The organism is Cryomorphaceae bacterium, assembly GCA_007695365.1.
GTDB lineage: Bacteria > Bacteroidota > Bacteroidia > Flavobacteriales_D > SKUL01 > SKUL01.
In genome coordinates, this window is the sequence record REDV01000076.1 from 26418 (window position 1) to 39273 (window position 12856).

Here is a 12856-nt window from a genome sequence, read left to right on the forward strand (position 1 = left end):
TTGTATGAATGATTCCCGCCATGAATACTGGATGCAACAAGCCATTGACCTCGCCCGCAAAGGCATGTCGGCCAACGCCGGTGGTCCTTTCGGCGCCATTGTGGTTAAAGATAACCAAGTGGTAGGACGGGGACACAACTCAGTAACATCTACCAACGATCCTACCGCACATGCCGAGGTTGTGGCCATCCGTGAGGCTTGCCACAAGCTCGGTACCTTTCAGCTGGACCGCTGTGTACTCTACACCTCATGTGAGCCATGCCCCATGTGTCTGGGCGCTATTTACTGGGCACGCCCTGAAAAAGTGTACTACGCCTGTTCAAGGCTCGACGCCGCAGAGGCCGGTTTTGACGATGAACTGATTTACCGCGAAATCAACCTGGAACCGGCTGAAAGAAAAATTCCCTTTGAACAAATCCGAACCCACGCAGCTCTGGAAGTTTTCAAAGACTGGATAAACAAACCCGACAAAACACCTTATTAGCAGCATGGTGATGAAGCCCTTGCGCAAATTACTTGTGTTGCCTTTGGCTTTTTTATGCACAGGTTGTTGGCAGGTGGTAGTTGTGAAAAAAGGAATAGAGTTGTACATGGAACTCAAGGAAGAAATCCATTACGAGTATGAAGGTGAAATTCTACGTGCTGTTATTCGTTGTGATGGTTTTTCGCACATTTGTCACTGTACCTACTACCATGACAACGGTTTGGTACATATGGACGGGCCCGTAATGGCGGATACGTGGCACGGACGGGTCATGGTTTACGACACAACGGGAGAAAAACTGGCCAGCATAGTGTACGAATTGGATCAAAGACACGGCACATCTATGTGGTTTCACACCAATGGCAAGGTTGAAGTTGAATGTAAGTATGAGCGAGATAAACTTCACGGGGGGTATGTTGTATACGATGAAGAGGGCAATACCCTAAGCCGCACCTATTACAAACACGACTTGCTGCACGGAGCACATTACGAATTTGAAAACTGGCGGGTTGTTTTTGAAGCGTGGTATGAAAACGACAGCTTGTTGTACTTCACACGTTTTGATCAGGATGGCGAAATTGTCGAAAACCAGGGACCGGAGAACTGGCGTCAAATCCTTGAAACACAAGAATGGTGAAGGCCCCTGTTTTTGGCAGAGGCCTTCAGATAGCAAACCTGTAAGCCGGGTTCTGTATCTCCCGAAGAAGACCTTCATCATTTATCTAAGCGACCTACCCTCCCGGATCGGACGAGCAGCCCTCAATCCCGGGTTTACATGGTCTTACAGCCCTCAAGGTTTACCCTCCCGGCAGGTTACCCCACCGCGACGTGAGCTCTTACCTCGCGTTTTCACCCTTATCCCGAAGCATTTCGGGACGGTATCGTTTCTGTGGCACTTTCTGTTACCGGATCGTTGCCTCACCGGCACCCCCGTTTTCACGGGGTGAGGCGCTCTGTGCTGCCCGGACTTTCCTCCCTCCCCGCCAACAATGTTGGGAGGAGAGCGATGAAGCGGTTTGCACTGCAAAGGTACGGAATATCCGCTAGCGATGATGAATCTTTACCTCCGTAGCTCCCTCATAACCATAGGTGTGAAAAGGAGCGTCGTAAAACGAACACTGCGGGTAAAATTCCAGCGCCTTCCTGATTTCATTTTTCAACACCCCCTGCCCTTTTCCGTGAATGAATACCACCTTGTCACGTCGGTCGCGAATGGCCGTTTCCATCATTCTTTCAAAGTGGCGCATCTGGATATCAATAATCTGATAAGGCTCCAGCCCTTTTTCGTCATCCACCAGTTGATGAATGTGCAAATCCACTTCCACCACATCCTCCTTTTTAGGTTTCATCGGCTTCAGGTGGCGGAATTTACGTTCAAACTCTTTTTCCTTTTGCGCATCTTCATTGCTCATGATGCGCTTCTCTACAAATCCATCCACCACGTCCTCACCCATTTTGTATGCCTTGTCCAACTCTTCCCTGCTGCTCACAGCCACGAGCTGGTCGAGCGGATAAGGAATATCAAAACCATCTTCGGTTTCTACCATGGCTTCACCGGCCTCAATGGAGCGAATGATTCCACCGCCCACGTCGTTCAAAAAAGTTACCCTGTCTCCTATTTGAAATTGCGCCATAGCTCCATGATTTCCGGCAAAGGTACACACATGCCTTTACTTTGCGCGAAAACTCATGCTAACACACACTATTTCAGCAGGCATAAATTTTCATCAAATCTATTCGCGAGTACAGATTTTGCATAATTTCGTATGAAAATACCGGATATGGACGCGGGCTCTTTCAGCTCTCCGATGGCAGCTTCTCTCATGCTTCAGCCGGGCATGCCAATGGGTATTTCAATCCAACCAATCTTCCCTTAATCTATGATTCACCCTGACACCGAACTAAGGTTCATCAACGACGACATGGGCTACGGCGTGTTCGCTAAAAAACGCCTTCCCAAAGGAACCATTACCTGGGTTCAGGATGCTTTTGACCGCGAGTTTACAAATTACGAACTCCGGCAAATGGACCCGTTTCACAGGCAACTCGCCGAAACCTATTGCTTCAGAAACGGCCATGGCAACTACGTGCTTTGCTGGGACCACGGCAGGTTTGTAAACCACAGTTTTCGCTCCAACTGCTTCACCACGCCCTACAACTTCGAAATTGCCATTCGCGACATTGAAGCAGGCGAAGAGCTTACCGACGACTATGGTTATCTGAATATTTCTGCACCCTTCAAGGCAGCCGATGAGGGGGCGAGGCGCAAAACAGTGTACCCCGACGACATCCTCACCTTTCATGAAGTGTGGGACAAAAAACTTATGAAAGTGATGCCCCATGTAACCAGGGTACCCCAGGTAATGCGCCATCTCATTAACGATGCACTTTGGCAAAAAATTGAGCGTATTGCCGGTGGGCAGGAAACCATGGATTCCATCCTTCGGTGCTATTTTCCTGAATCACCGGAAAATGGAAGGGTGCGCAAAGTGAAGCCCTAAATCCACTTTTGTGCTTTGTACACCGCCCATCAGTCATTGCTTAGCCCTCAATTTTATTACCTTTGTGCACCTTGAAAAATGCTGTAATCGCCATAGGATTTGTTGTGTTGGGGATGCTCTCACTTCCATCGTGCACAGAGATTTGCGATGCGCCGGATATTGACCTGATTAACGCTATTTTCCTGAAGCTCGACACCTCCGAAGTGGACGGCTTTTCCGAGGATGAGCTCAACAGTCTTTACATGGTGCGCTATTTCCGGGTGGAAGAAGCAGATTTTGACTGGCCGCACGACACCGTGTTCATTTATGGTAACTTTTACCGAAGCCCAAGCACCATTCGCCTGAGCAACGACCATCCATTTACCAATGACTCACTCTTTTACCCGCGTTATAACTACGCGCTGCTTTTCGAGTCGGACACCCTGCTTGAATACCGGATTACCAATATCACGCTCGACAGCAAGTACACGGGTGACTGCGCCTACGAAAACATGGTAAAAACCTTCGAGATGAACGGACTAACCGTGAATAAAAGCGGAACAACAGATACTCATACAATCACCAAATAGATACGCAATGAAAGAAGTTTATATCCTATCGGCCGTGCGCACCCCCATGGGGAGTTTTGGCGGCGTTTTATCAACCGTTCCTGCTCCCCGTCTTGGTGCTGTGGCGATTAAAGCTGCGGTAGAACGTGCAGGAATTGATGCAAAAGAGGTAAACGAAGTTTTTATGGGCTCCGTGCTACAGGCCGGACTGGGACAAGCACCCGCCCGTCAGGCAGCTAAATTTGCCGGTTTGGGCGACAACGTGCCCTGTACTACCGTAAACAAGGTGTGTGCTTCGGGTATGAAATCCATCGCACTGGCTGCACAGGCCATCGCCCTGGGCGACATTGACTGCGCCGTGGCCGGTGGAATGGAAAACATGAGCATGGTGCCTCACTACCTGCCCAACTCACGCAATGGATTCCGTTTGGGAGATGCCAAACTCGTGGATGGTATGGTACTGGATGGCCTGACCGACGTGTACAACGCACAGCACATGGGAAATTGCGCTGAATTATGCGCTTCTGAAAAGAACATCTCCCGCGAGGCACAAGACGCATTCGCCATTGAGTCGTACAACCGTGCCGCCGCCGCGTGGCAAACCGGCAAGTTCAAGGATGAAGTGGTACCCGTTGAAGTACCGCAGCGCCGTGGAGACGCCATTGTAGTGAGCGAAGACGAGGAGTACAAAAACGTGAAAATGGACAAAATTCCTCAGTTGCGTCCGGTTTTTCAGAAAGACGGAACCGTAACTGCGGCCAATGCCTCTACCCTCAACGACGGTGCTGCTGCCCTTGTATTGATGAGCAAAGAGAAAGCCGAAGCCCTCGGGCTGAAGCCCATCGCCAGGGTGGTGAGCCATGCGGATGCCGCACAAGCTCCCGAGTGGTTTACCACTGCTCCCGCTCAAGCCATCCCACGGGCCTTGAACAAAGCCGGACTTTCTGTTTCTGACATTGACTTCTGGGAACTCAACCAGGCCTTTGCCGTGGTTGGACTCGCCAACATTGCCGAGCTTGGCCTCAACCCCGAAAAAGTAGATGTAAACGGAGGTGCTGTAGCCCTTGGACACCCGCTGGGATGCTCCGGTGCGCGCATCATCGTTACCCTAATCAATGTATTGAAGCAAAACGGCGGAAAACTCGGCGGAGCAGGAATCTGCAACGGCGGCGGAGGAGCGTCTGCCATGGTGATAGAAAACCTTTAGGGTTATAGGCCACAAGCCATGACGGCCCAATACGGAATCAATTTACTTGCAGCCATACCCGGGCGGTCGGATAACAACGACCGCTCGGAAATGGTCACCCAGCTCCTGTTTGGCGAAGGCTACGAAGTGCTTGAAGAACAGGAAAAATGGATACGCGTGCGCTGCCTGCACGATCAGTACGAGTGCTGGATAGACCGCGGTCAGCACCACCCTTGTTCCCAGGAAACCTGCAACGCATCGCGGTCGGGCCGGATTTTGCTCGATACCTTCAACTACATTCAGGCAGAGGATGAAAGCCTGATTCCGTTGGGCGCCGGGGCTGTGCTGCCGGTTTCCCAACAAGGCTCAGGCATTCAGATTGGAAACCGGTCATTTGGTGTGCTTCAGAGCCTCACAACAGGGCCGATAGACCCGAAAGAACTACCCAACTACTCGCTGCGATTACTCAACACACCCTACCTGTGGGGAGGTCGCTCCACCTTTGGTATTGATTGTTCGGGTTTTACCCAACTGCTGATGCGCGCTGCCGGTGTGAGTATCCCGAGGGATGCCAGCCAGCAAATTGAAGCCGGACAAGTTGTGCAAACCCTTGCCGACTCGCAGCCGGGGGATCTCGTCTTCTTTGCCAACGACAAAAACAAAGTAACTCACGTAGGCATGCTGCTGCGGCCCGACAGGATTATTCACGCTTCCTCGCGCGTGAAGGTGGAAGCCATCAACAACGAGGGCATTGTGCACGAAACCGAGGGCAACATCACCCACCGATTGTGCGGCATCCGAAGGTTTTTTTGATTACTGAATAATGATTCGGGCGCTTTGAGACCCCGCGCGCAACAGGTACATTCCGCCCGGCAAGCCTGAAACAGGAATTTCGTAATCGCTTTCGTGCGAGCGCCTTGCCTCCTGCTGCCAAACCATCTGGCCCGCGAGGTTAAAGAGCGCCAGATGTTCCGCATCCTCTGCCACTCCCCGCACCCACACTACATCGCGCGCGGGATTGGGATACACCACCAACCTCGGGAGTTGGGATTCCTGATCTTCCTCAATGGAGGTGACCACCTCATAATCAGGTTGCAGAATATGCATTCCAATGGTCATGTTACTTAAAATGATGGTGCCACTGGGGAGAAACGGATAGGCATTCCACGAGCCGGTAAATTGCACGTTGTTGTGCTCCGGGATGATATCGTAGTACGCAACTTCCTCAATATCTATGGGCTCCAGGCTATTGAGACGTAAAACCCTCAATCCCCCGGTGTAGTTGGCCTGGTAGCAATGCTGCCCCTTGATGTACAGGTTGTGATCAATGGAGGGGATGCTGCTTTCAAAAAAGCCCACCAGATAGGGCGCTTCGAGCATTTCAACATTCCACACATAGGTGCGCGTGTTATGGCCAAAATTGGCTTCGTCCAGTTCGTCATTCACAAGAAAATAGCGGTGATCCTCGGTAAGCCATCCCTGGTGCGTGTAAGCATACCCTTCATATGTTTCACGCGCCAGCATTTGAGGGTTATCCTTGTTCGTAACATCCACAATCGTAACGGTATTCTCATTGGAGGCAAAGGCAATTTCACTTCCGAAGTAATCCGCATCCGGCCCTTGATAAACAACCACCTGCACATCATGGGTGTAGCCGTCTTCTTCAAATCCGCCAGCCGGTAGCGGGTTGAGCGGGTCCTGAATGTTTACAAAGTGTAATCCGCCGGCGTAGGTGTTGCTCCCCACCGCATAGGCATAGCCCGTTTCTTCGTTGATGGCCACATTGTGAGCGTTGCCAAAACCCGGGTAATGCGCCGACTCCTCAAACTGAACCGGAGGATTCTGAACATTGTCGAGCTGCATCAAATCAAACACTTGCATGCCGTGCGCTGAAGATTCTGCCACTACAAAAGCATAGTTGTTGTACACTTTGATGTCTCTCCAAAGGATTTCAAAGTCATGCGTTGGTAAATTGCCCAGATACACAGCATTCACAGGATCTGTTACATCAAAAAAGGATGTGCCGTTTGAACGCCCCTGAATAGCGTACTCCCGACCGGTTTCGGGACTCACCCATCCCCAGTTGTCGTTTATGATTCCTCCACCAATGTCTGCCGACGGAAAAAACTTGTACTGGTTCACGTTCAGACAGAGATTCCCATCCGAGAGACCGTCTTCGCATGGTTGCGCCGTGGCATTGAAGTCTGAAGTCAGAAAGGCTATAAGCCAGGAAACGCATAACAGGGTAGATATTTTCTTCATTTGAGCAGGTTTAGCAGAGCAAAGGTACGGCAATATTTACTTGAACCACCCTTGCCCATACAGCTAAACAACCACTGCTGGGAATGAAAGCAGGGCGCAGCACCATTCTGCCAAAACGACATGCAAAATCTTCGTTTCTATGCCATAGCGACACACATCACTTCGATAGACAAACCTTATACATAGACGCTTAAAGCCTGTTATTTATGTTTTTAAACACCACTACCTAAACATTTACTTCACACCTAAAAAAAGCCTTGGTCGGAATATTGATACATGGTGCGAAAGCTTAGAAACAGACTTAAAAATACAAGTAATGGATTTTAATAAGTTCACCATTAAATCGCAACAGGCCGTTCAAAACGCGCAAACGATTGCACTGGAGCACGGGCACAAAACGGTAGAGCCGGCACACCTTCTGAAGGGCGTGTTGCGGGCAGATGAAAACGTGGTTCCTCACCTGTTCAAGAAGCTGAACATCAACAGTGATGTGATGCAAAGGGCGCTCGACAAAATAATAGAGTCCTACCCCAGGGTTAGTGGCGCTGATTTGCAGTGGTCGCCCAAGGCTGGCCAAGTGCTACAAAAGGCCCTCTCCTACCTCAAGGGTTTTGGCGACGAGTACGTTTCGGTAGAGCACTTGCTGCTGAGCCTGGTTGAATCGGGCGAAGCTTGCGGTCAGTTGCTTCGCGACAGCGGCATGAACAAAAAGGATCTCGAAGCAGCCATTCGCGAGTTGCGCAAAGGCGAAAAAGTAACATCCGCCAGTCAGGAAGAAACCTACAACGCATTGGGTAAGTACGCCAAAAACCTCAATCAACTGGCACGCGACGGGAAGCTCGATCCCGTGATTGGTCGCGATGAAGAAATTCGACGGGTACTTCAGATACTTACCCGCCGCACCAAGAACAACCCCATCCTGATTGGAGAACCAGGCGTGGGTAAAACCGCCATCGCCGAGGGTATTGCACACCGTATCATCAATGGCGATGTACCCGAAAACCTTCAGTCAAAAGTGATTTACTCGCTCGATATGGGCGCCCTGATAGCCGGTGCCAAGTACAAAGGCGAATTTGAAGAGCGCCTCAAAGCCGTGGTGAAAGAGGTTATCGGTGCCGACGGTCAGATTATTCTCTTTATTGACGAAATCCACACCCTGGTGGGAGCCGGCGGCGGCGAGGGCGCTATGGATGCGGCCAATATTCTGAAACCCGCCCTGGCCCGTGGAGAGCTGCGCGCCGTGGGAGCTACCACCCTCAACGAATACCAGAAATACTTTGAAAAAGACAAAGCCCTGGAGCGTCGTTTTCAAAAGGTGCTGATTGACGAGCCCAACCGAGAAGACGCCATTTCCATCCTGCGCGGAATCAAGGAAAAATACGAAAACCACCACAAGGTGCGCATCAAAGACGCCGCTGTTATCCAGGCCGTAGAGCTTTCGCAGCGCTATATAACCGATCGGTTTCTACCCGATAAAGCCATTGATCTTGTGGACGAGGCAGCTTCACGCCTGCGCATGGAAATCAATTCCAAACCCGAAGAGCTTGACGAAATTGAGCGTCGCATTATGCAGCTCGAAATTGAGCGCGAAGCCATTAAGCGCGAGAAAGATGAAGATAAGCTGCAGCGAATTCAGGAAGAACTGGCCAACCTGAGTGATCGTCGCAGCGACCTCAAAGCAAAATGGGAAGCAGAAAAATCGCTCGTTGATGGCATTCAACAGGCCAAGGAAGATATTGAACAACTGAAGTTTGAAGCCGAACAGGCAGAGCGCGACGGCAATTTGGGACTGGTAGCTGAAATCCGCTACGGGCGCATCAAGGAAGCCGAAGAACGCCTCGAGTCGTTTAAGGCGCAATTGATGGAGGAGCAGAAAAACATGAAGCTCATTAAGGAGGAAGTAGATGTGGACGAAATCGCCGAAGTCGTAGCCAAATGGACGGGTATTCCCGTGCAGAAAATGCTGGAAAGCGACCGCGAAAAGCTGCTGCGACTGGAAGATGAACTTCACAAACGCGTGGTGGGTCAGGAAGAGGCTGTGGTGTCGGTATCAGATGCCGTTCGCCGAAGCCGCGCCGGATTACAAGACGACAAGCGCCCCCTCGGCTCCTTTATCTTTCTGGGAACGACAGGTGTAGGAAAAACCGAGCTGGCCAAGGCCCTGAGCGAATTCCTCTTTAACGACGAAAACGCCATGACCCGTATTGATATGAGCGAATACCAGGAGCGCCATGCTGTGAGTCGGCTGGTGGGTGCCCCTCCCGGATACGTAGGCTATGACGAAGGCGGTCAGCTCACCGAGGCCGTTCGCAGAAAGCCCTATTCAGTGGTGCTGCTGGACGAAATTGAAAAGGCCCATCCGGATGTGTTCAACATTCTGCTGCAGGTGCTGGACGACGGCCGCCTGACGGACAACAAAGGCCGCGTAGTGAACTTTAAGAACACCATCATTATTATGACCTCCAACGTGGGCTCGCACATTATTCAGGAGAATTTTGAAGAGATGAACGAGGGCAACCGCGAAGACGTTATTGAGCGAACCAAAAACCAGGTGTTTGAGGAGCTGAAGCGCTCGGTACGTCCGGAGTTTCTGAACCGCATTGACGAGGTGGTGATGTTCAACCCGCTTGGGCAAAGCGAGGTGCGCGAGATTGTACAACTGCAGCTCGCACAGCTCAAAGAGAAACTCAACGAACGCAATATTGAGCTGATTGTGGCTCCCGATGCGCTGGATTACCTCTCGCGCGTGGGCTTCGACCCTCAGTTTGGAGCTCGGCCCATTAAGCGGGTGATTCAAAAGCAGGTGCTCAATACGCTCAGCAAGCAACTGCTGGCCGGTGATGTGGACACCTCTGCTCCTATTGTGCTCGACGTGTTTGATGGGCAAATGGTTTTCCGCAAACCGCTCGAAGAGGAAATTACGCGCATGAACTAGGTACGCAGTTATAAAACATCCTAAAGGGAGTTTCGAAATTTCGGAGCTCCCTTTTTATTGGGACGTTTTGCGTAGCTTGGGCTCCAAATCGGAACGCTATGTCGTCGCGCCGCTACACCCTCAAAAAAGGACTGCTGATTTTCCTTGTGGGATTTGTCGGGGTTTGCTCCCTGTTGTTCAGCTCTTTTCCGCTCCCAACAGAGCTATTTCCCGATGACTTCAGTCTGAGCGAAACCGAGCTCAAGCTGCTAATATTGATCAATCCCACACTCTTGTTAGCTTTTTCAGTAATTCTGGGCTCGCTGCTGCAAAGGCCCACGCGGCTTACTACACCCTATTTTGACTACCTTGTGAAGTTAGAACAACGTACACTCAGTTCTCAGCCCCTTGTCCATGGGGTTGCTGGCGGAATAATTGCTGGCTTGTCCATTTCATTCGTTACATGGCTTTTTGTGCCTTATTTGCCCCAGACCTATTTGGCGTTGAGCGAATCCGTGCAACCCGCCGTCATTACGCGCTTATTGTACGGAGGTATTACGGAAGAAATACTGGTGCGGTTTGGCTTGATGACTCTTTTTGTGTGGATTGGACTCAAAATAGCACCCCGCGCCATCACCGGCGTACATATAACGGCGGTGCTGTTGGCGGCTCTGTTGTTTGCCATTGGACACTTCCCTGCGTTACTGATGATGGTGGACGCTCCCACCCCTGCGCTGATAGCCTATATTCTTTGCGGCAATCTGACGGGCGGCGTGGTATTCGGCTATCTCTACTGGAAACAAGGCCTTGAAAGCGCCATGGTGGCCCATATTGTTACCCATTTGGTGATGATTGGATTTGGGTAGGTTGTTGATTGGATGGGTGAACCCATCCCCGGCCCTTCCCTCGCGAGGGAAGGGTGCGCGAATGACATTGATAGAATATCACATTTCCGTCTCGCGGACGAAATCCTGTCCGCGGAAATGAAGTTTACATAGTACCTTAAATGAATTCGTATGTTGAAACCCGCCGCTCCCGGTGGCTCACCCATTCCACTCTCGAGAGGGCCAGGGGTGTGTTTTTTACTTGGTCAAAAGTAAGAAACCCACCCCAACACCGACCCTCAACATAACGGTCGCGTCAGATCAGCGTTTGTCGGGGCCACCCCTCCGGTGGAGGGGACAAGGGCCGCCGTTTCAATTTTGGTCACGTCCTGAAATAGGTTGACAAAACAGGATGTTAAAATGTCAACTTAAATCAGGATTACGATGGATAAATCAAAAAGATATGAAGATCACTTCAAACGTCAGGTAGTACTTGAGGTCCTTAGCGGCAGGGTCACTAAGGAAGAAGCCCGCAGGCGCTACAAAATAGGTGGAAAGTCTACGGTCTTAAAGTGGATGCGAATAATGTCTGGACTAAAGGCTTCAGCCGTTGGTACCGATCCTATCCCTATCTTGCGTTCCATGGGTAAGAAAGAAGAAAAAAACACCCCAATCGATAATATTGAAAAAGAGAAGCTTTATGCTGAGATAAAGCGTCTTCAGGCCGCACTAGAACACGCGGAGTTAAAAGGACGTGCATATCAGATTATGGTGGAAATTGCGCGTGAACAATACGGTATCGATCTTGAAAAAAAGCCTGGAGCCAAACAGTCAAAAGACTCAAAGAAGAACAACCCAAAATGAGTTATAAAACTCTTTGTGGGCTGTTTGGCAATACAAGACAAGCCTATTACAAACGCCTCAATTTTGCTGAAGAATCTCTTGCAACAGAAGAAATTATACTGGGGGCAGTGAATCGTATCAGGATCAGAGCCAGTACCCACCGATGGGGAGCAAGAAAACTCAAGGATCTTGTAAATGAGGAGCTTCTGCCTATGGGTATCCGTGTTGGCCGAGATCATCTCTTTGACCTGCTACGTGAGAACGGCATGCTGGTACGTAGGCGCAAGCGGAAGTTTTTCACCACACAAAGTCATCATTGGCTGCACAAGTATGATAATCTTATTCAGGACATGGAACTTACTGATGCTAACCAGCTCTGGGTAGCTGATATTACGTACGTGAAGAGCCAAGGGCATGTGTACTACCTCTATCTTATCACAGATGCGTACTCTCAGAAAATAGTAGGCTGGCACCTGTCGAAAGACCTTCGAGCCAGTTCTGCTGTAGCGGCTTTGAAAATGGCCCTGAGAGCCAATCAGGATATTACCGGTAAGCTGATTCACCATTCTGACCGAGGTGTTCAATATTGCAGCGAGCAATACGTTAAAATCCTTAAAAGGCATCAGATCGACATTAGTATGACTAAGCCTGGCTCGCCTCAGCAAAATGCTATTGCGGAAAGGATAAACGGTATACTGAAGGAAGAATGGCTTTATGATGCCGCCTTTGAAAACCTTAAACAGGGCAAGAATGCCATCAAGAAAATCATTTCTGTTTATAACAGCTACCGTCCTCATAACAGTCTGGGTAATAAAACACCAGAACAAATACATGACTTAGGTTTTTCAAGGCATCAAGCCGTTCGCGTTATTGGTAAAACCTATACTTACAGAAAAAGGACAGCCTGTGTAGACCATCCTTTAGAAAGCAATAACGCTTACGGGCAAACGATTATTCCTCGGGCAGTTGCTCCTCAGCAGAGCTGCCTTCCGCTTGATCGTTGTACAGCAAAAAAAGTGATAGCAGATGAAAACACAAACAAAAGTTATTAACCTTGTCTTTAGACTTGCTATAAAAGTGTCAACTTATTTTAGGACGTGAGATTGATCCGAACTTTTAAAATCTTTCCACATATGCTTCTATTGTTTCAAAACCTTCCCACTCCAAACCACTTCACCACCCGTAACACACCGCAGCACATACATCCCTGCGGGCAGGTGGCCCATTTGTAGTATGTAAGTGGTAGCGCCAGGGTTAATGGTGGTGGTGCTGTGGTGGCGGCCGTGCATATCAT

The 12856-nt window shown here is 50.0% G+C and carries 12 protein-coding genes and 1 other RNA gene; 10 read left to right on the forward strand and 3 right to left on the reverse strand.

Annotated features, from left to right (window positions below; translation table 11 throughout):
• Positions 1-4: 4 nt before the first annotated feature.
• Together EA392_06245 and EA392_06250 are read left to right on the forward strand one after the other, a co-directional pair.
• Complete coding sequence (locus EA392_06245; protein ID TVR39542.1) at positions 5-484, forward strand: nucleoside deaminase; 480 nt, start codon at positions 5-7, stop codon at positions 482-484.
• 4 nt (positions 485-488) lie between these two features.
• Positions 489-1121, forward strand: coding sequence for a hypothetical protein (locus tag EA392_06250; GenBank protein ID TVR39543.1), 633 nt, complete (start codon positions 489-491; stop codon positions 1119-1121).
• Positions 1122-1146: 25 nt separating this feature from the next.
• On the opposite strand, the gene rnpB is transcribed toward EA392_06250, so the two are convergent.
• An RNA gene (gene rnpB / locus EA392_06255) (RNase P RNA component class A) lies at positions 1147-1507 on the reverse strand.
• Positions 1508-1527: 20 nt separating this feature from the next.
• Complete coding sequence (locus EA392_06260; GenBank protein TVR39544.1) at positions 1528-2118, reverse strand: hypothetical protein; 591 nt, start codon at positions 2116-2118, stop codon at positions 1528-1530.
• Between the two features lie 246 nt (positions 2119-2364).
• On the opposite strand from EA392_06260, the gene EA392_06265 reads away from it, so the two are divergent.
• The 4 genes from EA392_06265 (at position 2365) to EA392_06280 (ending at position 5532) form a co-directional block, all read left to right on the forward strand.
• Positions 2365-2985 carry an SET domain-containing protein-lysine N-methyltransferase gene (locus tag EA392_06265; protein ID TVR39545.1) on the forward strand — a complete coding sequence of 207 codons (621 nt, stop codon included), beginning with the start codon at positions 2365-2367 and terminating at the stop codon, positions 2983-2985.
• Positions 2986-3056: 71 nt separating this feature from the next.
• Positions 3057-3554 carry a hypothetical protein gene (locus EA392_06270; protein ID TVR39546.1) on the forward strand — a complete coding sequence of 166 codons (498 nt, stop codon included), beginning with the start codon at positions 3057-3059 and terminating at the stop codon, positions 3552-3554.
• A 7-nt stretch (positions 3555-3561) separates the two neighbouring features.
• Entirely contained in the window at positions 3562-4740 is a 1179-nt protein-coding gene (locus tag EA392_06275; GenBank protein ID TVR39547.1) for an acetyl-CoA C-acyltransferase, read from the forward strand.
• Positions 4741-4758: 18 nt separating this feature from the next.
• Positions 4759-5532 carry a hypothetical protein gene (locus EA392_06280; protein ID TVR39548.1) on the forward strand — a complete coding sequence of 258 codons (774 nt, stop codon included), beginning with the start codon at positions 4759-4761 and terminating at the stop codon, positions 5530-5532.
• Here EA392_06280 and EA392_06285 read toward each other — a convergent pair whose 3' ends face one another.
• Positions 5533-6981 (reverse strand): choice-of-anchor B family protein, encoded by a 1449-nt coding sequence (locus EA392_06285; GenBank protein ID TVR39549.1) that lies wholly within the window; start codon positions 6979-6981, stop codon positions 5533-5535.
• Between the two features lie 316 nt (positions 6982-7297).
• On the opposite strand from EA392_06285, the gene clpB reads away from it, so the two are divergent.
• From clpB to EA392_06305, 4 genes are all read left to right on the forward strand, one after another.
• On the forward strand, positions 7298-9916 hold the full coding sequence (gene clpB, locus EA392_06290; GenBank protein TVR39550.1) for an ATP-dependent chaperone ClpB: 2619 nt from the start codon (positions 7298-7300) through the stop codon (positions 9914-9916).
• Positions 9917-10014: 98 nt separating this feature from the next.
• Positions 10015-10761, forward strand: coding sequence for a CPBP family intramembrane metalloprotease (locus EA392_06295; GenBank protein TVR39551.1), 747 nt, complete (start codon positions 10015-10017; stop codon positions 10759-10761).
• A gap of 402 nt (positions 10762-11163) precedes the next feature.
• The gene (locus EA392_06300; GenBank protein ID TVR39552.1) at positions 11164-11583 is read left to right on the forward strand and encodes a hypothetical protein; all 420 of its coding nucleotides are present in this window, start codon (positions 11164-11166) and stop codon (positions 11581-11583) included.
• Positions 11580-12614 carry an IS3 family transposase gene (locus EA392_06305; GenBank protein ID TVR39553.1) on the forward strand — a complete coding sequence of 345 codons (1035 nt, stop codon included), beginning with the start codon at positions 11580-11582 and terminating at the stop codon, positions 12612-12614. Before EA392_06300 ends, EA392_06305 begins: the two co-directional genes overlap by 4 nt.
• Positions 12615-12856: the final 242 nt, after the last annotated feature.

Coding starts and splice junctions, on each gene's coding strand:
- EA392_06245 (TVR39542.1), top strand. CDS start 5: ATGAATGATTCCCGCCATGAATACTGGATGCAACAAGCCATTGACCTC.
- EA392_06250 (TVR39543.1), top strand. CDS start 489: ATGGTGATGAAGCCCTTGCGCAAATTACTTGTGTTGCCTTTGGCTTTT.
- EA392_06260 (TVR39544.1), bottom strand. CDS start 2,118: ATGGCGCAATTTCAAATAGGAGACAGGGTAACTTTTTTGAACGACGTG.
- EA392_06265 (TVR39545.1), top strand. CDS start 2,365: ATGATTCACCCTGACACCGAACTAAGGTTCATCAACGACGACATGGGC.
- EA392_06275 (TVR39547.1), top strand. CDS start 3,562: ATGAAAGAAGTTTATATCCTATCGGCCGTGCGCACCCCCATGGGGAGT.
- EA392_06280 (TVR39548.1), top strand. CDS start 4,759: ATGACGGCCCAATACGGAATCAATTTACTTGCAGCCATACCCGGGCGG.
- EA392_06285 (TVR39549.1), bottom strand. CDS start 6,981: ATGAAGAAAATATCTACCCTGTTATGCGTTTCCTGGCTTATAGCCTTT.
- clpB (TVR39550.1), top strand. CDS start 7,298: ATGGATTTTAATAAGTTCACCATTAAATCGCAACAGGCCGTTCAAAAC.
- EA392_06295 (TVR39551.1), top strand. CDS start 10,015: ATGTCGTCGCGCCGCTACACCCTCAAAAAAGGACTGCTGATTTTCCTT.
- EA392_06300 (TVR39552.1), top strand. CDS start 11,164: ATGGATAAATCAAAAAGATATGAAGATCACTTCAAACGTCAGGTAGTA.
- EA392_06305 (TVR39553.1), top strand. CDS start 11,580: ATGAGTTATAAAACTCTTTGTGGGCTGTTTGGCAATACAAGACAAGCC.